The 24,937-nt window shown below is 72.1% G+C and carries 20 protein-coding genes and 1 pseudogene; 14 read left to right on the forward strand and 7 right to left on the reverse strand.

The window, feature by feature from the left end; translation table 11 throughout:
- Positions 1-2: 2 nt before the first annotated feature.
- The 5 genes from IF54_RS0127225 to IF54_RS0127245 all read left to right on the forward strand — a co-directional run bounded on the left by IF54_RS0127225 (position 3) and on the right by IF54_RS0127245 (position 6,276).
- Entirely contained in the window at positions 3-1,694 is a 1,692-nt protein-coding gene (locus IF54_RS0127225; protein ID WP_030323295.1) for a hypothetical protein, read from the forward strand.
- Between the two features lie 13 nt (positions 1,695-1,707).
- Positions 1,708-3,540: a hypothetical protein gene (locus tag IF54_RS0127230; protein WP_030323297.1), complete on the forward strand. Its 1,833-nt coding sequence runs from the start codon at positions 1,708-1,710 to the stop codon at positions 3,538-3,540.
- Positions 3,541-3,733: 193 nt separating this feature from the next.
- Positions 3,734-4,918, forward strand: a complete 1,185-nt coding sequence (locus tag IF54_RS0127235; RefSeq protein WP_030323299.1) for a cytochrome P450 — start codon at positions 3,734-3,736, stop codon at positions 4,916-4,918.
- 12 nt (positions 4,919-4,930) lie between these two features.
- Positions 4,931-5,128 carry a ferredoxin gene (locus IF54_RS0127240; protein WP_030323303.1) on the forward strand — a complete coding sequence of 66 codons (198 nt, stop codon included), beginning with the start codon at positions 4,931-4,933 and terminating at the stop codon, positions 5,126-5,128.
- Positions 5,125-6,276, forward strand: a complete 1,152-nt coding sequence (locus IF54_RS0127245) for an NAD(P)/FAD-dependent oxidoreductase (protein WP_030323305.1) — start codon at positions 5,125-5,127, stop codon at positions 6,274-6,276. The genes IF54_RS0127240 and IF54_RS0127245 overlap by 4 nt, the downstream gene beginning before the upstream one ends.
- Before the next feature lie 156 nt (positions 6,277-6,432).
- Here IF54_RS0127245 and IF54_RS0127250 read toward each other — a convergent pair whose 3' ends face one another.
- Positions 6,433-7,065 (reverse strand): nucleoside/nucleotide kinase family protein, encoded by a 633-nt coding sequence (locus tag IF54_RS0127250; RefSeq protein ID WP_030323307.1) that lies wholly within the window; start codon positions 7,063-7,065, stop codon positions 6,433-6,435.
- 78 nt (positions 7,066-7,143) lie between these two features.
- On the opposite strand from IF54_RS0127250, the gene IF54_RS0127255 reads away from it, so the two are divergent.
- The 7 genes from IF54_RS0127255 (at position 7,144) to IF54_RS0127285 (ending at position 15,476) form a co-directional block, all read left to right on the forward strand.
- The gene (locus tag IF54_RS0127255; RefSeq protein ID WP_051735552.1) at positions 7,144-7,575 is read left to right on the forward strand and encodes a YybH family protein; all 432 of its coding nucleotides are present in this window, start codon (positions 7,144-7,146) and stop codon (positions 7,573-7,575) included.
- A 42-nt stretch (positions 7,576-7,617) separates the two neighbouring features.
- Entirely contained in the window at positions 7,618-8,355 is a 738-nt protein-coding gene (locus IF54_RS0127260) for a beta-phosphoglucomutase family hydrolase (protein ID WP_030323311.1), read from the forward strand.
- Positions 8,352-10,706 carry a glycoside hydrolase family 65 protein gene (locus tag IF54_RS0127265; RefSeq protein WP_030323313.1) on the forward strand — a complete coding sequence of 785 codons (2,355 nt, stop codon included), beginning with the start codon at positions 8,352-8,354 and terminating at the stop codon, positions 10,704-10,706. The genes IF54_RS0127260 and IF54_RS0127265 overlap by 4 nt, the downstream gene beginning before the upstream one ends.
- Before the next feature lie 137 nt (positions 10,707-10,843).
- On the forward strand, positions 10,844-12,331 hold the full coding sequence (locus IF54_RS0127270) for a hypothetical protein (protein ID WP_030323316.1): 1,488 nt from the start codon (positions 10,844-10,846) through the stop codon (positions 12,329-12,331).
- Positions 12,328-13,266, forward strand: a complete 939-nt coding sequence (locus tag IF54_RS0127275; protein ID WP_030323318.1) for a lysylphosphatidylglycerol synthase transmembrane domain-containing protein — start codon at positions 12,328-12,330, stop codon at positions 13,264-13,266. Before IF54_RS0127270 ends, IF54_RS0127275 begins: the two co-directional genes overlap by 4 nt.
- A gap of 73 nt (positions 13,267-13,339) precedes the next feature.
- A complete protein-coding gene (prcB, locus tag IF54_RS0127280) occupies positions 13,340-14,194 on the forward strand; it encodes a proteasome subunit beta (protein WP_030323319.1) in 855 nt (284 codons plus the stop codon).
- A gap of 127 nt (positions 14,195-14,321) precedes the next feature.
- Positions 14,322-15,476 (forward strand): HoxN/HupN/NixA family nickel/cobalt transporter, encoded by a 1,155-nt coding sequence (locus IF54_RS0127285; protein ID WP_030323321.1) that lies wholly within the window; start codon positions 14,322-14,324, stop codon positions 15,474-15,476.
- Between the two features lie 31 nt (positions 15,477-15,507).
- On the opposite strand, the gene IF54_RS0127290 is transcribed toward IF54_RS0127285, so the two are convergent.
- Positions 15,508-16,470 (reverse strand): hypothetical protein, encoded by a 963-nt coding sequence (locus tag IF54_RS0127290; protein WP_030323322.1) that lies wholly within the window; start codon positions 16,468-16,470, stop codon positions 15,508-15,510.
- A gap of 11 nt (positions 16,471-16,481) precedes the next feature.
- A complete protein-coding gene (locus IF54_RS0127295; protein ID WP_030323324.1) occupies positions 16,482-17,954 on the reverse strand; it encodes an APC family permease in 1,473 nt (490 codons plus the stop codon).
- Between the two features lie 347 nt (positions 17,955-18,301).
- On the opposite strand from IF54_RS0127295, the gene IF54_RS0127300 reads away from it, so the two are divergent.
- The gene (locus IF54_RS0127300) at positions 18,302-18,769 is read left to right on the forward strand and encodes a DUF5709 domain-containing protein (protein ID WP_030323326.1); all 468 of its coding nucleotides are present in this window, start codon (positions 18,302-18,304) and stop codon (positions 18,767-18,769) included.
- A 65-nt stretch (positions 18,770-18,834) separates the two neighbouring features.
- On the opposite strand, the gene sthA is transcribed toward IF54_RS0127300, so the two are convergent.
- Both sthA and IF54_RS0127310 read right to left on the reverse strand, forming a co-directional pair.
- Positions 18,835-20,238 carry a Si-specific NAD(P)(+) transhydrogenase gene (gene sthA / locus IF54_RS0127305; RefSeq protein WP_030323328.1) on the reverse strand — a complete coding sequence of 468 codons (1,404 nt, stop codon included), beginning with the start codon at positions 20,236-20,238 and terminating at the stop codon, positions 18,835-18,837.
- 188 nt (positions 20,239-20,426) lie between these two features.
- Complete coding sequence (locus IF54_RS0127310) at positions 20,427-20,633, reverse strand: hypothetical protein (protein WP_020134704.1); 207 nt, start codon at positions 20,631-20,633, stop codon at positions 20,427-20,429.
- A 191-nt stretch (positions 20,634-20,824) separates the two neighbouring features.
- Between IF54_RS0127310 and IF54_RS0127315 the strand changes: the two genes are divergently transcribed.
- Positions 20,825-23,098: an MMPL family transporter gene (locus IF54_RS0127315; protein ID WP_030323330.1), complete on the forward strand. Its 2,274-nt coding sequence runs from the start codon at positions 20,825-20,827 to the stop codon at positions 23,096-23,098.
- Here IF54_RS0127315 and IF54_RS0127320 read toward each other — a convergent pair.
- Positions 23,055-24,176, reverse strand: coding sequence for a PP2C family protein-serine/threonine phosphatase (locus IF54_RS0127320; RefSeq protein WP_030323332.1), 1,122 nt, complete (start codon positions 24,174-24,176; stop codon positions 23,055-23,057). The genes IF54_RS0127315 and IF54_RS0127320 overlap by 44 nt on opposite strands.
- Positions 24,177-24,197: 21 nt before the next feature.
- Positions 24,198-24,892, reverse strand: a pseudogene (locus IF54_RS39815) (beta-1,3-glucanase family protein); the annotation flags it as partial.
- Between the last annotated feature and the right edge of the window lie 45 nt (positions 24,893-24,937).

Consider the following 24,937-nt stretch of genomic DNA (forward strand, 5'->3'; position numbering starts at 1 on the left):
CCTTGCCCTTCCCGCTCGACCACGAGTTCGTCCGCGCGGCAGCGCTCGCCGCCGACGGGTCGTCCGACCCGTCGGCGGCGTTCATCGAGCCGCACCGCGCCCTGGCCCGGCGGGTGAAGACCCTGGTCGCGGCGTACCGCTCGCCGGAGTCGGCCCTGCACGGCAGCGAGCGGGCCGTCGCCGCGGCGCTGACCCACCTGCGTGCCCTGCGGTCCGTGCAGACCGCCTCAGGCCTCTTCGCGGGCGGCGACAACGTGCAGTCGCCGCCGGACTCCGCGTTCACCGTCAACGACGTGTGCGACGCGCACGTCCTCGCGGCGGGCGCGGGACCCGGACTGGCCGACGTCACGGCGGCGCTCGCCGAGATCGCCGGCGCCGCCACCGAAAGCCTCCTGACCGGTGGGGTGCACACCCCCAACCACCGCTGGGAGCTGTCCGCGGCGCTGGCCCGGCTGCACCGGTCGTTCCCCGACGACCGGCTGCTCGCCCGCGTCGAGGAGTGGCTCGCCGAGGGCGTCGACATCGACGCCGAGGGCCTGTACTCGGAACGCAGCGCCGTCTACGCGTCCATCGTGACCAACCCGGCGCTGCTGCTGCTGGCCGAGGTGCTCGGGCGTCCCGACCTGGTGGACGCCGTCGAACGCAACCTCACCGCGACCCTGGACCTGATCAGGCCGGACGGCACGGTGGAGACCGTCCACTCGCGCCGCCAGGACCAGAGGCAGTCGTTCGCGCTGTGGCCCTACCTGCCGCACTACCGGCTGCTCGCGATCCGCACCGGCCGGGGCGACTTCGCCCGTGCGGCCCGTCTGGCGGCCGCGGACGGCATCCACGACCCCGACCTGCTCGCCCAGACGCTCCTCACCCCGGATCTGGCCCGCGCCCTGCCGGCCCCGGACGCGGAGGAGCTCCCGCGCGACCGGTACCTCTCCACCGCACGCCTCGCCGCCCACACCTCGGCCACCGCGCACACCGTGGTGTACGGCGGCTCCGACGTGCCCGAGCACCGGCGCATCCGCTCGGGCCTGGCCTGCAACCCCACCTTCCTGCGCCTGTTCGCCGGTGCCGCCGTCCTCGACGCGGTCCGGCTCTCCCGCGGCTTCTTCGACCTGGGCCCGTTCCGCGCCGCCGAGACGGAACGGCTCGCCGACCACCGGTACCGGCTCACCCAGACCCTCACCAGCGCCTACTACCAGCCGCTCCCGAAGGACCGCAGACGCGACGACGGCGCCTACCGCCTGGTGGACGAGGGCCGCTTCTCCGCCGCGATGTCCTTCCCCGACCGCCCGCAGGACGAGGTCTCCCACACCACCCGGATCGAGGCCGACCTGCGGGACGACGGGGCCGACCTGCGGATCGACATCAGCGGTCCGCCGGTGCCGTGGTCCCTCGAACTGACCTTCCGGCCGGGCGGCGAGCCGCAGGGCGCCGTACCGCTCGGCGACGGACGCTGGTGCATGACGACCGAGCCCCTGACCTACCGCGTCGGCGACGACGAGATCCGGGTCGAGGCCGCCGTCGAGACGGGCGAACCGCTCGTCGGACCGGACCGGAGCGACGTACTGGGCTACGACCCCGGGCAGGACTACACCGTGGCCGGCGGCACGGACGCGACGACCGGGAACCGCGTCTACCTCGGCGGGCACGGACCGCAGACACTGACCCTCACACTGCGTGCCGGCTCCCCGGCCTGAAGGGCTGATCTCCTTGCACCTCCCACGCCAGCTCGCGCCGCTGCACGACCTGCCGGACACCCCGGAGGCCTACGACGCCGTCCTCGCCGACGTCACCGAGCAGGCCCTCGCCCGGCTGACCCCCGAGGGCAACCTCGAACACCCCGACTGCGACGACGACATCGGCGACACCTCCCTCGGCATCACCTCGCTGCTCGCCCATGCCTGGCAGCGCGGCAAGGACCCGCGGCTGCCGGAGGCGGTCGCCCGCAGTCTCGCCTTCCACCTGCGCGAGCGGGTCTACACCGACGACAACCCGGGCTATCCGAACCTCAGGGTGCGCAACTCCGGTCTGCCGTACGCCCGTTACACCCTGGAGGCCGGCGCGCACCCCATCGGGGACTGGCCGAGCACGGTGTGGGCTCTGCTCCAGGCCGTGAACATCCTCCACGCCGCCGACGGCCTGGTCGACGACGCGCAGCGCGCCGAACTCCTGGACGTGGCCCGCGGATACTGGCGCTGGCTGACCGAGGCGACCTTCTTCAACCCGCAGGAGGCCGGCAACCAGGCCATCGGCTGCGTGGTCGGCGGTCTGATGCTGGCCGCCCATCTCCCGGGCGCGGAAGGGGAGTCGGTCCGTGCGCGGGCGCTGCGGCTGTACACCGACGAGATCCACGCGCACCGCGTCACCGACCGCGGCGCGGCCCTGCCCCCCGAGCACGGCGGCGCCTACGACAACAACTACGGCCCGATCTCCCTGTCCTTCCTGGCCCAGGCCCACCGCGTCAGCGGCGCGGAGATCTTCGCCGAGGACGGCGACACGCTGGCCCGTTACATCGACGCCCGGCTGACGGTCGGCGGCTTCGACAACGGCGGCCCGCGCTACAGCGAGCAGCACTCCGCCTTCGAGTCGGTCCTCGGTCTGCGCTACTTCGGCGCCCGGATCGGCGCCGACCTCGGCCGCTACCGCGCCGACAGCCGCTGGGCCCGGCATGCCGTCAAGGAGGACGGCGGGGTGGACGGCCACTTCGCCTGGATGCTGGTCTGGCAGAGCCAGGACACCTCGCGCTGGCACCGGGAGCCGTCCTCCGCCACTGCCCGCCACCAACTGCGCGCGGGCACGGTGTCGGTGGCCTTCGACACGAAGATGACTCCCGCGGTCGTCGAGGCGGCGGGCACCTACTACCTGCCGGCGGCCGTCAACCGCCAGCACGGCTTCGGACCGGTCGTCGACGGCTTTCTGCTGTGCCGTCCCATGGGCGAGGTCCGGGTCCGCGACGTGCGCTCCGGCGGCCTCACCGCCAAGCTCGTCACCAAGCCCGTCGTCGGCCGCGACCATGTCCTGCGGCACGTCCAGTCCCTGTACGTCACCGACGGCACGAGCCTGTGGACCACGGTGACCGTGGAACGCCTCCCCGGCACGCCGTACCTGCTGGCCGGGCTGCCCTACGCCGAGGACGACGGCGACCGGGTGCGCCGCACGGCCGAGGGCGAGGTGACCTCCGCGGGCGCGCTGCGGCTGACGCACCCGTCGGCCGAGGGCATCGACCACTTCGACGCCCGCACGGAGACAACCCAGGAACTGGCCGCGTTCGCGCTGGCCGAGGACCCGCGCGGTTACGGAAACCCCGACGAGGGGTGGCGGCACCTGGTCAGTTCCACGGCGTTGGAGGCGGATCCCGTGCAGGACGCCCCGGACGACCTGCACGCCTTCGCCGTCCGGTACGGCCCCGGCGAGCCGCTCACAGCGACCTTCACCCGGGACGGCGCCGGGCTCACGATCCGCACGGAGGCGTTCACGGCGAGGCTCGGGGACGTGGCGGGCGACGCCCACGGGGAGCCGGAACTGACGCTCTCGGCCGACTGACGGAGCGCTGACGGAGCGCTGACGGAGTGCTGACGGAGCGCTGACGGAGCGAGCCCTTCTTGGGCATCAGCAGTTCTGATGATTTCATCGGTTTGACTGTGGCGTAACTCTTGACGCTCATTCCATCAAGGCTGATGATTTCATCACTGCGGCGTTGTCGCTCTCTCACGGCTTCCTCCAGGAGGGCTCCCCCGTGCCCCTGCGTACCGATATCCCCGTCTACCGGCCCGATCTGTACTCGGCCTCGGCCATCCGCGACACGTATCCCCACTACGCCGCACTGCGTGAACTCGGCCCCGTGGTCCGGCTGAGCAAGCACAGGGTCTACGCCCTGCCGCGCTACGCCGAGTGCAGGCAAGTGCTGCTGGACGACGACACCTTCGCCTCCTCGGGCGGCGTCGCCCTCAACCCCGTCGCCAACCGTGTGGGCCAGGGGACCACGCTGTTCAGCGACGGCGAGGACCACGCCCGCCGCCGCTCCCTCCTCGCACACCGCCTCACCCCGCGGGCGCTGCGCACGATGAAGGACACCGTCGACCAGCAGGCCGCCGCCGTGGTCGAGGACGCCGTGGCCCGCCGGACGGTCGACGCCGTCGAGGTCGCCACGGCGCTGCCGATGTCCGTCGTCCCCGACCTGGTCGGCTGGCCCCAACAGGGCCGTGAGCACCTGCTGCGCTGGGCCGGCGCCACCTTCGACGCCCTGGGACCCCTCAACTGCCAGGCGGCCCGCACCCTCCCCGCGTCCCTCGGCATGATGCGCTACGCGCGCGGTGTCGTGCGCGACCGGTCCGTACGGGACGGCAGCATGGGCCACGACCTGCTGCTCGCCGCCGACGAGGGCCGGATCATGCCCGCCGAGTGCGCCACCATGATGATCGACTACCTGGCGCCCTCCCTGGACACCACCATCAGTGCCATCTCAAGTGCCCTGTACCTGTTCGGCGTTCACCCCGAACAGTGGCGCCTTCTGAAGGCCGACCCGGACCTCGTCCCGAAGGCGGTCAACGAGGTCGTCCGCTACGAATCCCCGATCCGGGGCTTCTCCCGGACCGCCACCCGCGACACGGAACTCGCCGGCACCGCCATCCCCAAGGGCTCCCGGCTGCTGGTCCTGTACGGCTCCGCCAACCGCGACCCGCTCGAGTGGGACGACCCGGACACCTTCGACATCCGCCGTGACGCCGCCCGCCAGCTCGGCTTCGGGCAGGGCACCCACGGCTGCGCCGGACAGGGCCTGGCCCGCATGGAGACCTCCGCGATCCTGCGCGCCCTGGTCGAACGCGTCGACCGCATCGAGGTGACCGGTCCACCCGAGTGGGCCCTGAACAACGTCATCCACCGCCTCGAACGCCTGCCGCTCGAACTCATCCCCGCCTGAACGGACAGCACCATGAAGATCTCCGTCGACTATCCGCGCTGCGAAGGCCACGGTCTGTGCGCCGACCAGGCCCCCGACGTCTTCAGCCTGGACGACGACGCCGAACTCACGTACCGCTTCGAGGGCACCGACGTCCCCGACGAGAGCCGGCCCGCCGCCCGCGCGGCCGTCAACGCCTGCCCGGTCGCCGCCCTGCGGGTCCTGTCGTGACCGCACCGCGCTCGGTGCTCGTCGTCGGCGAGTCACTCGCCGGCACCACCGCCGCCCGCCACCTGCGTGCCCTCGGCCACGCCGGGCCGCTCACCCTCGTCGGCGCCGAGGAAGAGGGCGCGTACTCCCGCCCGCCCCTGTCCAAGGTGGTCCTGAAGGACCCCGCCGCCGACCGGACCCTGGGTCTGGCCCTCGACGGCCTCGACGCCGACCTCATCCGTTCGCCCGCCGTCGCCGCCGACACCGACCGGCGCACCGTCACCACTGCCGACGGCCGTCGGATCGGCTACGACGCGCTGATCGTCGCCACCGGCGCGGACGCCCGCCGGCTCGCCGCCCCCGGACAGCGGGGCGAACTCGTCCTGCGCACGCTGGAGGACGCCCGCCGGCTCCGCGCCCGCCTGGCGGACGCCGGGTCGGCGATCGTCGTCGGCGCCGGTTTCCTCGGCATGGAGGTGGCCAGTGCCTGCGCCGCCCGGGGTATCCCGGTGACCGTCGTGGACACCGACCGGCCGCTGGAACGCGTCCTCGGCGACTACCTGTCCACCGAGATCACCGCACGTGCCGCGGCCCACGGCATCCGCTTCGTCCAGGCCTCCGGCTTCGCCACCCTGACCGGCGACCCCGTGGGCGGCGTGGCACTCCCGGACGGCACCGAACTCACCGCGGACCTCGTGGTCACCTGTGCCGGAGAAGTACCGTGCGTCGGCTGGCTGGCAGGGACGGGCCTCGCCGGCCGCCTCGGCGTCGGCGTCGACCATGCCTGTGCCACCGCCGTGCCCGGCGTGTTCGCCGCCGGTGACGTCACCCACCTCCGCGCCCAGGGGGCGCAGCCCGACCGGCGTGCGCCCTTCTGGTCCAACGCCGTCGCCCAGGGCAGGGCCGCCGCCGCTTCGGTACTCGGCCTGCCGCTGCCGGCGGCGGCGCACGACGACTACTTCTGGACCGAGGTCACCGGCCTCTCCGTCAAGATCGTCGGGCGTCTGCCGCTGCTCGGCGAACCGACCGCGGTGCAGGGCAGCGTGGCCGACGGACGCGCCCTGCTGACCTGGAACCATGCCGACGGCACGTCGACGGCGGTCGCCTACGGACTGCGCAAGCCGGTCGCGGCGCTACGGGCCCTGGCGGCCACGTCCACCACCAAGTGACTCAGCAGTCACCGTGACGGTGACAGAGTGGCTCAGCCGTCGGTGTCACGCCGGCAGATTGGCTCAGCCGTCGGTGTCACGTCGGCAGAGTGGCTCAGCGGTCAGTGCCACGCAGGCAGCGCGCCTCGGCCGGCGGCGTCACGGTGACGGCGTGCCTCACGCAAGGACCGTCGCCGGCACCACGAGATCCGCCCGGTCCCGGGTCGCCGCGACCAGCTCCGCGTTGGGCTGGTCCGAACGCAGCACCCACGCCACCGCCTCCGCGTGGGTCTTGCCGAACTCCTCGTGCCGGGCGATCAGCCGGCGCAGCCGTTCCTCCTCGTCCGGCTCGCAGAACCACACCTCGTCCAGCTGTGACCGGACCCGGGGCCACAGCAGCAGGTAGTTGCCCTCGCTGACGATCAGACGGGCGCTCGGCAGCACCGGGACCGCTCCGGCGATCGGCTGCTCCAGGACCCGCTCGAAGCCCGGCGCGTACACCACGGAGTCGTCCGGCTCCTCGCGCAGCCGCTTCAGCAGCGCCGCGTACCCGGCCGCGTCGAAGGTCTCGGGCGCCCCCTTGCGGTCGCGCAGACCGAGCCGGTCCAGCTCCACGTCGGCGAGGTGGAAGCCGTCCATGGGAACGTGCGCCACCCAGGGCTCGCCCGAGCCGTTCAGCGCCCGCACCAGCCGTTCGGCGAGGGTCGTCTTGCCCGAGCCGGGGGAGCCGGCGATCCCGAGGACCGCCCGCCCGTCGTCCCGGGCGAGTGAACGCGCTCGGATCACAAGGTCGTCGAAGGTCAGCGGCACACGCCGAGTCTTTCATTCGAGGACCACAGGCCGACCAGGCACCCTGGAGTGCGGAAGGGGGAGAAAGGAGCCCCAGCCGTGCCCCAGTACTCCTACCGGACCGACGCCCCGGACGCCGGGGACGACGAGGCGCAGATCCGCGCCCTCGTCACGGCGTGGGCCGCCGCCGTGCACCGCGGCGACCTCGCGGGTGTGGTGGCCGACCACGCGCAGGACATCGTGCTGTACGACGTGCCGCCGCCCCACCACGGCATCCGGGGGCTGGCCGCCTACCGCGCGCACTGGCCGCCCTTCTTCGCCTGGCAGGCCCAGGGCGCCTGCTTCGACATCGAGACCCTCGACGTCACCGCCGGCACCGACGTCGCCTACGCCCACGCCCTGCTGCGCTGCGCCACCCCGGAGGAGCTCGCCGCGCACCCGGACGTCCGCCTCCGGCTCACCCTCGGGCTGCGCAAGGAACGCGGCCGTTGGCTGGTGGCGCACGAGCACCACTCGTTCCCCCATGACTGAATCCACCTGTTGACGAAGCGAAAGTCCGGGAACCGTCCCTGTATGACGGATCTCGGTCTCCCGGAAGACATCAAGGCCTGCCTCTTCGACCTCGACGGGGTCGTCACGAAGACGGCCGTCGTGCACGCGGCAGCCTGGAAGGAGATGTTCGACGCGTTCCTGCGCGAACGCGAGGGCGAGGACTTCCGGCCCTTCGACGACCACGACTACGACCAGTACGTCGACGGCCTGCCACGAGCCGACGGCGTCCGCGCCTTCCTCGCCTCCCGCGGCATCGACCTGCCCGAGGGGAGCGCGGACGACCCGCCGGGCGCCGAGACGGTCAACGGTCTCGGCAACCGCAAGAACGCCCTCGTGCTGGAGAAGATCCGCACAGACGGCGTCGAGGCCTACGACGACACCCTGGCCTACATCCGTGAGGCCCGCGCCCGGGGTCTGCGTACCGCGATCGTCTCCTCCAGCGCCAACTGCCGTGACGTGCTGCGCGCGATCGACGCCGAGGACCTCTTCGACGTACGCGTCGACGGCGTCGTCGCCAAGGAGCGCAAGCTGCCCGGCAAGCCGCGCCCGGACACCTTCCTGGCCGCCGCCGAGGACCTGGGCCTGGACGCACCGCGCTCCGCCGTCTTCGAGGACGCCCTCGCCGGAATGGACGCGGGCCGCGCGGGCGGCTTCGGATACGTCGTCGGCCTCGACCGGGTCGGACAGACCGACGCCCTCTACGAGCACGGCGCCGACATCGTCGTGAAGGGTCTCGCCGAACTGGGAGGACACGCGTGATCACCCACCGTTCCTACACCGTCGAGCCCTGGGCGGTCCGCGAGACCTCCCTCAACCTCGACGTCCTGGCCCAGAGCGAGTCCGTGTTCGCCCTGTCCAACGGCCATGTCGGCTGGCGCGGCAACCTCGACGAGGGCGAACCGCACGGCCTGCCCGGCTCCTACCTCAACGGCGTCCACGAACTGCACCCGCTGCCGTACGCCGAGGCCGGATACGGCTATCCGGAGTCCGGCCAGACCGTCATCGACGTCACCAACGGCAAGATCCTGCGGCTCCTCGTCGACGACGAGCCCTTCGACCTGCGCTACGGCCGTCTCGTCTCCCACGAACGCAACCTCGACCTGCGCCGGGGCGTCCTGGAGCGGACCTGTGAGTGGATCTCGCCGGCCGGCTCACGGATCAGGGTGCGCTCCACCCGGCTCGTCTCCCTCACCCAGCGGGCGATCGCCGCCGTGGCCTACGAGGTGGAGCCCGTCGACAGCCGCACCCGTGTGGTGATCCAGTCCGAGCTGGTCACCAACGAGAGCCTGCCCGCGCCGAACGGCGACCCGCGCGCCGCCAAGGCCCTCAAGTCGCCCCTCGAACACGAGGAGGGCTTCGCCGACGGCACCCGGCTGCGCCTCGTGCACCGCACCCGGCAGAGCGGACTGAGGGTCGCCGTGGCCGCCGACCACGTGATCGACGGGCCCGGGCGCACCACCACCAGCAGCGAGGAGATGGTGGACCTCGCCCGACTGACCGTCACCTCCGTGCTGGAGCCGGGACAGCGGCTGCGGGTGGAGAAGCTGGTCGCCCACGGCTGGTCCGGTGTCCGCTCCCGGCCCGCGATGAGCGACCAGGTGGACGCGGCCCTCGCGGCCGCCGCCCACAGCGGATGGGACGGTCTCCTGGACGAACAGCGCGGCTACCTCGACGACTTCTGGGGCCGCGCCGACGTCGAGGTCGACGGCGACGAGGAGATCCAGCAGGCGGTCCGCTTCGCCCTCTTCCACGTCCTCCAGGCAGGCGCCCGCGCCGAGCAACGGGCCATCCCCGCCAAGGGGTTGACCGGCTCCGGTTACGACGGCCACGCCTTCTGGGACACCGAGACCTTCGTCCTGCCCCTGCTCACCTACACCGAGCCCCGAGCCGTCGCCGAGGCCCTGCGCTGGCGGCAGCACACCCTGCCCGCCGCGCGCGAACGTGCCGTCCAACTCGGCCTGCGCGGCGCCGCGTTCCCCTGGCGGACCATCGACGGCTCGGAGGGATCGGCGTACTGGCCCGCCGGCACCGCCGCCTTCCACGTCAACGCTGCCGTCGCGGACGCCGTGGTGCGCTACATCGAGGCCACCGGCGACCTGGACTTCGAACGCGACACCGGAGTCGAACTCCTCGTGGAGACCGCCCGGTTGTGGCGCTCGCTCGGCCACCACGACCACCGGGGCGTCTTCCACATCGACGGCGTCACCGGGCCCGACGAGTACAGCGCCGTCGCCGACGACAACACGTACACCAACCTGATGGCCCGCGCGAACCTCCTGGCGGCCGCCGAGGTCTGCGCCCGCCATCCCCGACGATCCGCCGAACTCGGCGTCGACGACGAGGAGAGTGCCGCCTGGCGCGATGCCGCCGAGGCCGTGCACATCCCCTACAACGACGAACTCGGCGTGCACGAACAGCACGCCGGCTTCACCCGTCACCAGCCCTGGGACTTCGCCGGCACGAGCGCCGACCAGTACCCGCTGATGCTGCACTTCCCCTACTTCGACCTCTACCGCAAGCAGGTGGTCAAACAGGCCGACCTGGTACTGGCGATGTACCTGTGCAGCAACTGGTTCGAGGAGTTCCACGACGAGGAGCAGATCGCCCGCAACTTCGCCTACTACGAGCCGCTGACCGTCCGCGACTCCTCCCTGTCGGCCTGCGTCCAGGCGGTCGTCGCCGCCCGCGCCGGACATCTGTCCCTGGCCTACGCCTACACGGCGGAAGCGGCCCTGATGGACCTCGCGGACCTGGAGAACAACACCCGCGACGGACTCCACATCGCCTCCCTCGCCGGCACCTGGACGGCCCTCGTCGCCGGGTTCGGCGGACTGCGCCGCGACGGCGTCTCGCTCCGGTTCGCACCCCGCCTGCCCGAGCGGTTCAGCCGGCTCGCCTTCAACCTCCGGCTCCTGGACCGCTGTCTGCGGGTGGAGATCGGCCCGGACAAGGCGACGTACACCCTGGTCTCGGGCGCCCCGCTGACGATCAGCCACCACGGCACCCCGCTGACCCTGAACGGCGACGGCCCCGTCGTCCGCTCCATTCCCGCGCCGCGCGACCGCCCGGCCCCGGACCAGCCCCCGCACCGCGCCCCGCACGCGCGCTGAGCCAGGACGGCGATCCGGCCAGTCGCCGCTTGGCCGAACTCCACCCTGCACCCCCCTCTGCCGCGGGTTACTTTGTCCCTGCCTTTGTGTAATGGACCAGTCCCCGCGGCAGACGGGGTGAGGGGTGGACGAGGACGATGGCCCACGGCGACAGCGCCCTGCTCGACGGTGCGCGGCGACGTACCGAGTCGGATCCCCCCGGCACGTCCTTCCGGGACCGCGGCCACTGGCTGATCGCGGCGGTGGCCGCCGCCTTCACCCTGGCCCAACTCCTCCTCGTCCGTCCCGGGATGGGCCTCGGCTGGGACGAGACCGTGTACGTCAGCCAGGTCGGAACCCAGGCCCCGGCCGCCTACTTCAGCGCCCCGCGCGCCCGCGGCGTCTCGCTCCTGGTGGCCCCGATCGCGAGCTGGTCGACCTCGACCGAACTCCTGCGCGTCTACCTCGCCCTCCTTTCCGGCCTCGCCCTCTACCTGGCCCTGCGCACCTGGCGCGGCCTCTTCCCGGACCGCGTCCTGGCCGTCGGCGGCGCCCTGTTCGCCTCTCTGTGGATCACCGTGTTCTACGGCCCGCAGGCCATGCCCAACTACTGGGTCGCCGTCGGGGCGCTGGGCACGGTGGGCTGCTTCCTGCGAGCCCGAGAGAACCCGAGGGCGCTGTGGGGAGTGGTGGCCGGTGCCGCGCTCATGGCGTGGATGCGGCCCACCGACGCCGTATGGGCCACCCTTCCGCTGTTCGTCGCCGCCGCCGTCACCCGGCGCCCGCGTCCCGCCGTCGCGCTCGTGGCCGGGCTGGTCCTGGGCGGTGTGCAGTGGGTGGTCGAGGCGTACACCAGCTACGGCGGTCTGGCCGAGCGGCTGCACGAGGGCTCCCGCATCCAGGGCGGCCTCGGCCCGCAGTTCGCCGTCGTCGACCAGCTGCGCAGCCTCGGCGGCCGGGCCCTGTGCCGCCCGTGCACCGGCCCGCTGCCGAACCCGGCCGTCATGACGTGGTGGGCCGTTCTGCCGCTGCTGGCCGCAGTCGGCCTGGTAGTCGCGGTCCGGGCCGGGCGCACGGCGCGCACCCTCGTCCCGCTGGCCTGTGCCACGACGGCCGCCGTGCCCTACCTCTTCCTGATCGGCTACGCGGCCCCCCGGTTCCTGCTGCCCGCCTACCTCCTGATGGCCCTTCCGGTCGCCGACGCGCTGTTCCACCTCGCGACCACCCCGGCGGGCCGGTGGCGCCCGGTCGCGGCGACGCTCCTCGCCATCGGGATCACGGGCCATCTGGCGGTGCAGTACGTCGTGCTGGAGCGCACCGTGAAACGCACCACCGACTCCCACCAGGACTGGGCGGACACCGCGAGCGAGCTGCACCGCCTGGGAGTGCGGCCGCCCTGTGTGCTCACCGGCTATCTGTCGGTCCCCGTCGCCTACTACGCGGGGTGCCACTCGGCCGCGGCCTTCGGCCCCAACACCAACAGCACCGAGTCCAAGATCCTCGGCGCGTCCCGCCGTATGCCCGTCGCCGTGCTCACCGAGCACGGTGCCGAGCCGCCCGCCTACGCCCGCGACTGGCCCACCCGGCCCGCCGCCGGGATGGACCTCCACATCGCGCCGAGCCAGGGCGAACGCGGCCCGACATGACGGCCGACCAGGTCACCGCCCCCGGCCGCGGACGCGTGTACGGGCACCTCGCCCTCACGCTCGCCGTGCTGACGGCCACCGGGTACCTGGCCCGCAGCCACTGGTCCGTGCTGGAGACCGGTGCGCTGCGGCTCGCCCTGGCCGACCCGGCCTGGCTGCTCGTCGCCGCCGCGGCCGCAGCGGTGACCTGGATGTGCTCGGCACTGGCCCAACAGGGCGCGGTGCTACGGCCGTTGCCGGCCAGGCGCCTGGTGGCCGCGCAGTTCGCCGCCGACGCCGTGGGCCAGCTGGTGCCCGCCGGACTCGGCAGCGGCGCGGTCAATCTGCGCTTCCTCATGCGGTGCGGGATGTCCGCCGGACGCTCGGCGACCGCGCTCGCGGTGAAGGCCACGGCGGGCGGGCTCACCCGGGCCGCCCTCATCGCCGTACTCGCGACGGCTTCTCCCGGTGTCCTCGGGCTGCCGCGTCCGCACGCCGGGTGGCTCTTCGCGGCCGGCGCCGTCGCCGTTCTCGCCGGACTCCTCATGGCCGTGCTCTGGCCGCAGTGCCGGGCGGCCCTGGCGCTCGTCCTGGCCGACATCAGGGCGGTCCACGCACGGCCCTGCCGCGCGCTCGCCCTGTGGGGCGGCTCGCTGGGCTTCGCCGTCCTGCACGCGGTCGTGCTGATCGCCGTCACGCGCGCCGTCGCGCTGCCGCTGGCCCCGCCGCTGGTGGCGCTGCTCTACCTCACCGCAAGCAGCGCGGCCGCCCTGCTGCCCACCCCCGGCGGTCTCGGCTCCTTCGACGCGGCGCTCGCCCTCGCCCTCACCGCGGGCGGAGCGCCGGGTGTGGCGGCCGCCTCCGCGGTGCTCGGCTACCGGCTGCTGACGGTGTGGCTGCCCCTGCCGCCCGGCCTGGTGGTGCTCGCTCTGCTCGTACGCCGCAAGGCGCTGTGAACCCGGGGCGGCGTTTCCGGGCGCCGTGCTCCTGGTAGGACTCCGGATGTCGGCCGAGGGCGAGGGGAGTGCCATGACGGGGAACGAGCACGGTGGGCGTCTGGGGGAGGAGTTCTTCACCCCGGGGTCCTCGTCCTTCACCGAGTTCCTCGCAGCCCACCGACCCGAACTGCTGAGCACCCGTAATGTTCTGCCCGACGATGTGCGGGCGGCCCCGGACCAGGTGCCGCACGGCACCACCGTGCTCGCCCTCTCCTTCCGCGACGGCGTCCTCATCGCCGGCGACCGCAGAGCCACCATGGGCAACCTCATCGCCCAGCGCGACCTGGAGAAGGTGCACCCGGCCGACGATTACACGGCGGTCGCCTTCGCCGGCACCGTCGGACTCGCCCTCGACATGGTCAAGCTCTACCAGGTCGAACTCGCCCACTTCGAGAAGATCGAGGGCGTCGGCATGACCCTCGACGGCAAGGCGCGCCGCCTGTCCGGCATGATCCGGCAGAACCTTGGCCAGGCCATGCAGGGCCTCGCCGTCGTCCCCCTCCTCGTCGGCTACGACCCGGCCCGAACCGCGGGCGAACGGGGCCGCATCTTCAGCTTCGACATCGCCGGCGGGCTCTACGAGAAGGCCGGCTTCCACGCCGAGGGCTCCGGCTCGCCGTACGCCAGAGGCGCGCTCAAGAAGCTGTTCCGCAAGGGACTCGACCGCCGCGAGGCCGCGCTCACCGCGCTCCAGGCGCTCTACGACGCGGCCGACGACGACTCCGCGACCGGCGGCCCGGACATCAACCGGCAGATCTTCCCCATCCTCTCCGTCATCACCGAGGACGGCTTCGAGCGACTGTCCGAGTCGGAGACCGCGGCACTCAGCCGGGAGATGGTCGAGCAGCGGCGGGCCAGGCCGGACGGGCCGAACGCGACGCCCTGACCGGGCACTTTCCCCAGTCGTGACAAAGACCTGCCACGGGCTTTACTGCACATGACTTGCAGGTACTGGAGGATGGCACAAGGCTGCTGAACGCGGCCGTACCTCCTCGCAAAGGATGCTCCGCCCGATGACGGCCGCCCCTGACTCCGCTCCGTCCCTCCTCCCCGCCACCGCCCCCGCGAGGGGCTCGGTATGGCACCGCGTCCGTCACTCCATGACGCGGCAGGAGTGGGTCAGGGCGGGCGGCATGGCCGCGGTCGTGGTGGCCCTGCACGTCATCGGCTGGGTCACGCTGGTGACGATCGTCGCCCCGCACCACTACAGCGTCGGCGAGAAGTCCTTCGGCGTCGGCATCGGCGTGACCGCCTACACCCTGGGGATGCGGCACGCCTTCGACGCCGACCACATCGCGGCGATCGACAACACCACCCGCAAGCTGATGGGGGAGGGGCAACGGCCCCTCTCGGTCGGGTTCTGGTTCTCGCTCGGCCACTCCAGCGTGGTCTTCGTCCTGGCCCTGCTGCTCTCGCTCGGCGTGAAGGCCCTCGCCGGACCGGTGCGCGACGGCGGCTCCCGCCTCCACGACGTGACCGGTCTGATCGGTACGACCGTCTCGGGCGCGTTCCTCTACCTCATCGCGGCGGTCAACCTGGTCGTCCTCGTGGGCATCTGGAAGGTGTTCCGGCGGATGCGCTCGGGCCGCTACGACGAGGCGGCCCTGGAGGAGCAGCTGAACAGCCGCGGCTTCATGAACCGCCTCCTGGGCCGGGTCATGCGGTCGATCACCAGGCCGTGGCAGATGTACCCGCTGGGCCTGCTGTTCGGCCTGGGCTTCGACACGGCGACGGAGATCGCCCTGCTGGTCCTGGCCGGGTCGGGCGCCGCCTCGGGGCTGCCCTGGTACGCGATCCTCACCCTGCCGGTCCTGTTCGCCGCCGGCATGTCCCTCCTGGACACCATCGACGGCTCCTTCATGAACTTCGCCTACGGCTGGGCCTTCTCGAAGCCGGTCCGCAAGGTCTACTACAACCTGACCGTCACCGGTCTGTCGGTCGCCGTCGCCCTCCTCATCGGCACGGTCGAACTCCTGGGCCTGCTCGCCGACAAGCTGAACCTCCAGGGCCCCTTCTGGACCTGGATCGCAGGGCTCGACCTCAACCTCCTCGGCTTCGTCATCGTCGGCCTGTTCTTCGTCACGTGGATCGTCGCCCTGGTGGTGTGGAAGGTCGGCCGGATCGAGGAGAAGTGGACGGTGGCGCTCGCCGAACAGCCCGCCGAATGACCGGCCTTGGGGGCCGCGCCGGCCCCGCTGCTCAGGCGCGCACCCTGAACTCCTTGCGCCACTTGATGAACTGCTGTTCCGCCTCCCCGGTGTACGACCACGGGGTGCGGGTGCCGCGGCGGTCCAGCATGCGCAGCAGGGGGACGGCCACCTCTGCGACGCCCGCCAGACAGGCGGCGTGCGCCAGGTAGTTGAGGTCGCGGAGCTCGCCCGGGTGCACGGTGTGGTCACTGCGGCCCACGATCCAACGCTGCCAGGTCCGCCGTACGTCACTCACCGCCCCGTCGTGCTTCCAGTGCTGCCCGAGCCCCACGGACGCCTTGCGGTCCCCGTCGGCCGCGTCCACCGCCGCCCGGTACTCCTCGACCCGCGCGTACTGCACCAGCACCGGCAGTGCGGAACCCGGCGGCGCCACCCCGGCCGCGTCGCGGGCGAAGTCGTACATCAGGCCGTTCGAGCCGTGCCAGCGCGACGAGTAGTAGTGCAGCACCTGGAGGTGTCCCTCCACGCTGTACGAGTCGCGGGCGTGCAACTCGTCCCACCAGCGCCCCAGTTCCTGCCGCCGTACCCCGGCCGGGTACAGCCGGGCCACCGAGATCAGCGAGATCCACGGCGTCGGGTCGTCCACGAAGGCCTCGGACGCCTGGAGACAGGCCATCACCGCCGCGTCGATCCGGCGCCGGTCGATCGGCACCCCCCGCCCCGCCGCGATGGCCAGGTTGAACGCCCGGGCCGTCTCGGTGGCCGCCCGCAGCACCAGCGCGTCGCCGTTGTGCGGCTCGGCCGCCAGCCATGACTCCACCGTCGAACTCCCCGCGCAGGCCTGCGCGAGCGTGCGGACCCGGTGCCCCCGCGCGAGCCAGTCGGGGCCGGTCGCGCGCAGCAGTTCCCGCAGTCCCTGCCAGCGGCCGATGACGATGTCCTGGCGGGCGGTGGTGAGGGGGACGTCCCCGCAGTCGGGGTCGAACTCGGGGGTGAAACGGTCTCTCGCCATCGCACAACCCCTCAGAAGTCGGTCGGGAGACCCTCGTGGACCAGCGAGGGCCCGGCCGTCCCGCCGTCGGGAACCCAGTCCGTCGCGATCGTACGGCTCGCGTCGAGCCGCGCCGGCCGGTAGTAGTCGCTGCCCTTCTTCCAGTACCAGAGCATCGGGACCAGCCCCACGGCCAGCCCGCCCACCCCGATCGAGATCGCGGCCGTGCTCAGGTCCCCCAGCGACTCGACGAAGATCCAGAACATGAACAGCGCGCCCAGCAGCGGCCACAGCCCGCCGAGCAGGAAGTCGGTCGGGGACTTCAGCAGCATCTTGCGGTACGCGACGACCACGGCGAGGCCCGTGAGGCCGTAGTAGACGGCGATCTGGAGGCCGATCGCGGAGATCGCGTCGGAGAGGATGTCGCCCACCGAGCCCAGGGCGTTGGAGGCGACGAACATCGCCAGCGCCACGGCGCCGACCACCACGATCGCCACCCACGGGGTGTTCCAGCGGCGGTGCACCCGGCCCAGCGCGGACGGCATCGTGCGGTCCCGGCCCATCGCGAACAGCGAGCGCGTGACCTGGATGAGCGTGGTCTCCAGGGTGGCGATGGTCGACAGCATCACGGCGACGATCAGCAGCTTGCCGCCCCAGCCCGGCAGGACCTCCTCGCCCAGCACGGCAAGGACGTTGGCGTCGTTGTCGTCGATCTGCCTCGAGGTGAGGACGACGTTCACCGCGATGGTGAACACCTCGAACAGGAGGAAGACGATGCCGACGCCGATGAGGCCCGCGAGGCCCGTCGTACGGCGGCTGTTGCGGGTCTCCTCGCTGAGGTTGCTGGTGACGTCCCAGCCCCAGTAGTAGAACGCGGCGATCAGCGCGCCCGAGGCGAAGCCCTGCATGCCGTCGAAGTGGCCGAAGCCCAGCCAGGACCACTCGAAGGCGCGTGCGCCGCCCGTGTGGAAGAGGGCGAGGACCGCGAACAGCGCGAGGATCGCCAGTTCGACGCCGGACATGATGAGCTGGGCGCGCACGGTGAGCCGGGCGCCGCCGAGCACGACCAGCAGCATCAGCACGAACCAGGCCGCGCCCACGACGGTCGACAGCGCGGTGTTGTCCGCGAGGTCCTGGTCGAAGAGGGACAGCGTCATCGAACCGGCGGGCAGCGAACCCGCCACCATGAAGATGGTCGCCGAGATCACCAGCGCCCAGCCGCTGACGAAACCCAGAAAGGGATGGAGCGTACGGCCCACCCAGGAGTAACTGGCGCCCGCGTTCACGTCGATGCGGCTGAGGTAGCTGAAGGCGAGGGCGATGCCCAGCATGGGTATCGCGCAGTACAGCAGAGCCGCCGGACTGGCCAGACCCACCGCGCCGACCAGGACCGCGGTGGTCGCCGCGATCGAGTAGGCCGGCGCGCTGCCCGCGACGGCCATCACCACGGTGTCGAACGTCCCGAGGGCGTTGGCCTGTAGCCCTCTGCCCCTGTTGATGCTCATGGTTGCGCTGCTTTCGGTAGGGCACGCCGTACGGCCGCGGGGGGACCGTACGGCGCAGAAGAGTGGGGGGTGGCTCCGCCCCGGGGCTGGAGAGGGATGGCCTCGGCCAGGGGAGGTGTCGAGAGGAATCGCGAGAATACGGGGACCGCCCGATCGCTGTGTGGGCCGACGGTCACTCCGTGTGTGCGTGTGATGATAGCCCTATTCCTTGACCCTTCAAGATTAACTGGGGGGTAACCTTCCGAAACGGTGAAAGCCGTGCTCCGCGCACCTTTTGAGGTTGGACGGCGCGTTCGGGGAAACGCGGATCAGGACCGTGGATCAACCCATGTGCGAAGGAGACATCCATGTCCGGCGACCCGATGGCCGACGACGTCTACCAGCCCACCGGCACCAACGAGGAGCAGGAGGACGCGGCCCCGCTCGACCTCCAGGACGCCCTGGACGAACGGACCTACGACGACACCCTCGACGAGGGCTACTCGCCGCCGGAGAAGCCCCTCGGTGTGACCCGGTACGGCACCACCGCGGCCGAGCAGCACGACGGCGAGACCCTCGACCAGCGCCTCGCCCAGGAGGTCCCCGAGGCCGGTGAACCCGTCGGCGACGGCGTGGGCGACCTCCCCGGCGGCGAGGGCGAGCCGGTCGATCCCGAGGCCGGCACCGAGCGCGCCGGGCGCCTCGTGGCCCCCGACGAGGGCGCCCACTCCGACACCGTCAAGGAGGAGGTCGCCACCGACGTGGGCATCGACGCGGGCGCGGCCGGTGCCGAGGAGGCCGCCATGCACGTGATCGAGGACCCCGAGTCGCCCTGAGGCAGGCCCCGGAGGAGCCCCTGAGGCGGGCCCGAGGAGCTCCTGAGGCACGGCCCGGAGGAGCTTCAGTCCCCGATCCGGTCGATCTGGCGGAGCTTGTTCGTGGCGTCCAGGGCGGCGACCTTGTACGACTCGGCGAGCGTCGGGTAGTTGAACACCGCGTCGACCAGGTAGTCGACGGTGCCGCCGCAGCCCATCACGGTCTGGCCGATGTGGATCAGTTCGGTGGCGCCGGAGCCGAAGCAGTGCACGCCGAGCAGGGAGCGGTCCTCGGCGGAGACCAGCAGCTTCAGCATGCCGTGCGAGTCGCCGACGATCTGCCCGCGGGCCAGTTCCCGGTACCGGGAGATGCCGACCTCGAACGGCACCCGGTCCTCGGTGAGCTGATCCTCCGTCCGGCCCACGAAGCTGATCTCCGGGATGGTGTAGATGCCGATCGGCTGGAGGTTGTGCATCTGCCCGACCGGCTCGCCGCAGGCGTGGTAGGCCGCGGCGCGCCCCTGCTCCATCGAGGTGGCCGCCAGCGCCGGGAAGCCGATCACGTCGCCGACGGCGTAGATGTGCGGCACCTCGGTGCGGTAGTGCTCGTCCACGGCGATCCGCCCGCGGGGGTCCGCCGACAGGCCCGCCTTGCCGAGGTCGAGGCCGTCGGTGAGCCCCTGCCGGCCGGCCGAGTACATCACCGCGTCGGCCGGGATCTTCTTGCCGCTCTCCAGCACGGTCAGCGTGCCGCGGGGATGGCGTTCGACCGCGGCCACGGTCTCGCCGAAGCGGAACGTCACCGCGAGGTCCCGCAGGTGGTACTTGAGCGACTCGATCACCTCGACGTCGCACATGTCGAGCATTCCGGCGCGCTTCTCGACCACCGTGATCTTGCTGCCGAGCGCGGCGAACATCGACGCGTACTCCATGCCGATGACACCGGCCCCCACGATGACCATGGACCGCGGAACCCGTTCCAGGTTCAGCACGTTGTCCGAGTCCATGATGGTCCGGCCGTCGAACTCGACGCTGTCGGGCCGGGCGGGCCGGGTGCCGGTGGCGATCACGATGTGCTCGGCGCTGAGCAGCCGTTCCTGGCCGGTGACCTCGCGCAGGGCGACGGTGTGGGCGTCGACGAAGCGACCGGTGCCGCCGTAGAGGGAGACGTGGTTGCGGGAGAGCTGACTGCGGATCACGTCGACCTCGCGGCCGACCACGTGCTGGGTGCGCGCGGTCAGGTCGGCGACGGTGATGTCCTCCTTCAGCCGGTAGCTCTGTCCGTACAGGTCGCGCTGGGTGAGACCGGTCAGGTACAGCACCGCCTCGCGCAGTGTCTTGGAGGGGATGGTGCCGGTGTGGATGGAGACCCCGCCGACCATGTCGGGGCGGTCGACGACGGCGACCCGGCGGCCCAGCTTGGCCGCGGCGATGGCGGCCTTCTGGCCACCCGGACCGGATCCGATGACGAGCATGTCGAAGTCGGGCACCCTCGCAAGTCTGGCAGCCGTAGGGCCCCTTCCGAAAGAGCGAGCGACCAACCGGCCCTGGAACGGCGGCGGGTTCGGCCGGCATCCCCGTCCGGCGGGTCCAAGTGCTGTGCCTGGAAGGCGAGTCGTGGCTGTACGGCGACGCCCGGACCCGGCTGCCGCACGACAGCCAGGTCCGACGGCCACCGCTACGGCAGCAGCTTGTCCAGCGCCGCCGGGCCCTCCGCCGCCAGCTTGCGCCGGGCCCATTCCAGGTTGTGCGGGGTGATGTCCTTGCCCGAGGCCAGGACGAGGTCCTCCGGCGACACCTCGGTGCCGGTACGGGCGTGGAGCAGGGCGTCCGGAGTGGCGCGGTCCTCGAAGGACCCGGACGCGTCGGGCTGTGACGTCGGCATGATCTCGGCTCCTCGGATCCGGAAAGCGGTGCGGCCCCGGTGAGGTCAACGGGTCCGATATCACCATTCAACGCCCGGGCCGACCCTGCATCCGGAGCCGCCGGGGCGACGCGCCTTCGGGATGCCCCGGTGATACGACAGGCGTGTAATGGGGGTACTGAGCACTCGGGGACGGCAGGGAAGACGACGCCATGTCCACCACCAGCCGGACGAGCACGGAGAAGCAGGCCCAGGCACCGAAGGGCGTGCTGCGCAGACTCGGGGAGTGGTGCGCCCGGCACTTCGTGATCGTCGTGGTGGCCTGGCTGGTGGCCCTGGTCGCCCTCCAGGCCCTGAACCGTTCCTTCGGCGGGGACTACTCCGACAACTTCTCCCTGCCCGGCGTCCAGTCGCAGGAGGGCCTCGACGTCCTGAAGAAGCACGACCCGGTGGCCGGCGGCTACAGCAGCCAGATCGTCCTGCACGACGGTGACAAGGCGCTCACCTCGCTCGGCTCGCAGATGTCCACGACCGTCGGCGACCTCCAGAAGCTGCCGCACGTCCTGTCGGCTCAGAACCCGCTCTCCGTGCCGGCCTCCAAGGTCGGACCGGTCTCCTCGGACGGGAAGACGGGTTACATCACCGTCCGCTTCGACGTCCAGCCCTCGACCCTGGGCGACGGCTACCTGCACGGCGTGGACAGTGCCGTACAACCCCTGCGGTCGGCCGGGGCCGACGTCGAGTACGGCGGGCCGCTCGGGGAGCTCGCCCGGCCCGCCGCCAACGACAAGATCAGCGAGCTGATCGGGTTCGCCGTGGCCATCGTCGTCCTGCTCATCGGCTTCGGCAGCGTGATCGCCGCCGGCATCCCCCTGGTGACCGCCTTGATCAGCGTGATCGGCGGACTCGCCTGCCTAGGCCTGCTCGCGGCGGCGTTCACCTTCGCGACCGTCTCGCCCACCCTGGCCACGATGATCGGCCTGGGCGTCGGCATCGACTACGCGCTCTTCCAGATCACCCGCCACCGGCAGAGCCTCATGGACGGCAAGGATCCGGTGCACGCGGCGGGCCGGGCCACCGCCACCAGCGGACGGGCCGTCCTCGTGTCCGGCTGCACGGTGATCATCGCCCTGGCCGGGCTGTCCGCGTCCGGGGTGGGATTCATCGGGAAGCTCGGCGTGGCCGCGGCGGTGACCGTCGTCTCCGCGGTCCTGGGAGCCCTGACCCTGGTCCCGGCCCTGCTGGGGCTGATCGGCACCCGCATCGACCGCTACCACGTGCGCCGCCCGGTCGCCGAGACGGACGCCCCCGAGGGCGAGACACCGCACGGAACGTGGCACCGCTACGCCCAGCGGGTCGAGCGGCGGCCGTGGCAGTACCTGGCCGCGGGCGTGACGACCGTCGCGATCCTCGCCATCCCTTTGTTCTCCATCCAGCTGGGCCACATCGGCGACGGCGCCGACCCGACCTCCTTCACCGACCGTCGCGCCTACGACCTGATGACCGACGCCTTCGGACCGGGCTCCAACGGCCCGCTCACCGTGGTGATCGACCAGACCTCCGTACCGTCCTCACAGCGCTCGAACCTGTCCACGCAGGCGCAGAAGACCCTGAACGCCGTGCCCGGCGCCGCCACGGTCACCCAGCTGAACCCCACCCAGGACGGGGACGTCCTGCTCGCCACCGTGTACTCCAAGGAGTCCCCGCAGAGCGCCACCACCACCGACCTCACCAACCGCCTGGTCGACACCACCCTGCCCGCCGCGGTCTCCGGCACCGACGCCAAGGGCTATGTCACCGGCACCACGGCCGCACAGGTCGACTTCCGGGACATCGTCGCCGGCCGCCTGCCGCTGATCATCGGCGTGGTCGTCGCCCTCGCCTTCCTCGTCATCCTCGCGGTGTTCCGCGGGCTGCTCGTCGCCGTGAAGGCGGCCGTCCTCAACGTCCTGTCGATCGCCGCCTCCTACGGCGTCGTCGTCGCCGTCTTCCAGTGGGGCTGGGGCGGTCCCGCGCTCGGGGTCTCCGGGAAGGTGCCCATCGAGAGCTATGTGCCGATGATGATGTTCGCGATCATCTTCGGACTGAGCATGGACTACGAGATCTTCCTGCTCTCCCGCGTCCACGAGGCCTGGCTGCGCACCGGTGACGCCAAGGCCTCCGTCGCCCACGCCCTGGAGATCACCGCGCGGGTCATCACCTGCGCCGCGCTGATCATGGTGAGCGTCTTCGCCGCGTTCATCGTGAGCGACAACATCGTGGTCAAGATGCTCGGACTGGGCCTCGCCGTGAGCGTGCTGATCGACGCGACCGTCGTACGGCTGCTCATGGTCCCGGCCGTCATGACCCTGCTGGGCCGGCACGCCTGGTGGACACCCCGGTGGCTGGACCGGATCCTCCCGCACATCGACGCCGAGGGGGAGCACGAGACGGACGGGGCAGTCAGCGGGGATCGGCAGGGCCGGGCGCGAGAACGAGCATCGTGACGTCGTCGTCGAGCTCCGGGGCGTAGCGCACGAGGTCGGTCCACACCCGCTCGGCGAGCACCGGCAGCGGCACCGGGCCGTCCGGGCCGTCGGCCGAGAGCTCGACCAGCCGGTCGAGCAACGGATAGAAGGCCCCGGCGGAGTCCCGCGCCTCCCAGACGCCGTCCGAGGCCAGGAAGAGGCGGTCCCCCGGCTTCAGCGGGACCGTGAGCCCGGCCGGCGCCCCGTCGGACAGGCCGAGACCGAGCGGGGTCCCCACCGGGGCGTCCAGTTCCACGGCCCGCCCGTCCCGCAGCAGCACAGGGCCGGGCTGCCCGCACGCCACGATCCGTACCGCCCTCGCGCCACCGCCGAACTCCAGCACCACCGCCGTCGCGAACAGCTCCGAGTGCCGTACGGCCGCGGAGTCCACCGTCAGCCTGCGGTCCAGCCGCGCCGCCACGGACTCGGGATCCGGCCGGTCGAGGACCGCCTCCCGGAAGGCCCCCAGCAGGGAGGCGACGGTCGCGACGGCCGACAGCCCGTGTCCCTGCACGTCACCCATGACCGCACGCACCCCGCAGGGACCCTCCCGGACGTCGAAGAAGTCGCCGCCCACCAGCGTCCCCTGCTGCGCGGCCACGTACAGTCCCGCGCACCGCACGCCGCCCACCCGCTCCGGCAACGGCGGCACGACGGCCCGCTGGGCGGCCTCGGCGACCGCGCGCTCGGTCACCAGCTGCGCGTCACGCCTACTGCGGACGTAGGACACGACCACGCTCAGAGCGGCGACGAAGCCCACGGTCAGGGCGTCCTCGGCACCCGGATCGTTCAGCCGGAACGCCGGGATGTTCAGCACGGCCAGGACCAGCACGCCGAGCACCGCGGTCGCCGCCGGGCCGTACGACAGCACGGCCAGCGGCGGGATGGCACCGAGCAGGAACCCGATGTCCAGGGGATCCGGGCTCACGAGGGTCGACACGCACACCCCGGCCAGCAGGGCGGCGGGCAGCACCCGCACCCAGCGGGGCGGCGGCGCGCCGCCGCGCAGCCAGGTCCGCCCGTCGTCCCGGTCGCGGTGTGCCGACCGGCCGCGCACTCCGCTCACACCTCTACGCTGCTACGCCACGCCGGGCGCCGCACCCCGAACCGGCTTCGCGGACCCCTGGAAGGGCGTCAGTGTCAGCCGTATCCCGGTCGGTGCGGTGTCCTGGACGCAGGAGGCGAAGTCGGCCACGTCGTCGAAGGCGAAGCCGTACGCCTTGCCGTCCTGGGTGGCCGCGTGCATGGCCCTGGCGTAGTGGTTGGTGCGCGCGGTCCGGTAGCAGGACGCGGGGTCGGTGGTGGGCTGGGCGGCGGCGCTCACCGGCGTCGACCGGTTGAACCCGGCGCCGAGCACGGCGGCGACCGGCCCCGTGGTGCCGTCGTTGGGGGCGGCGAGCGCGGCGTCGCAGAACAGTACGTCCCGGGTCGAGGGGCGGGCGAAGGAGACCTGCGCGGGCCCGCTGAACACGAACCGTTCGCCGCGCACCCGGCCGGTGAAGGTACCCGCGTCCGTCGTGACCTTCAGGTCCCTGCCGGTGTACGTGCTCCAGACCTCGTCGATGGAGGGCGCGAAGTGGTCCGCGGGGAACAGGCCGGCGTCCAGGCCGTGGCCCGCCGCGATGACCCGCCTGTCGGCCACGTGAACTCGGCGCAGTCGTGCAGCACCGGGTAGTTGGGGTCCGAAGTCACCCAGCCCGCCGAGTACTGGAGGGCCGGGTTGCCGTTGCCGTCCCTGACGACCCTGAACTTCAGCTTCGCGCCAGCCTGGACTCACCGCTGCCGGACAGGCCGATTACAAGGGCGGAATCACGCCAT

Origin of the sequence: Streptomyces sp. NRRL B-3229 (assembly GCF_000719505.1) — a bacterium.
Taxonomy (GTDB): Bacteria; Actinomycetota; Actinomycetes; order Streptomycetales; family Streptomycetaceae; genus Streptomyces; species Streptomyces griseorubiginosus.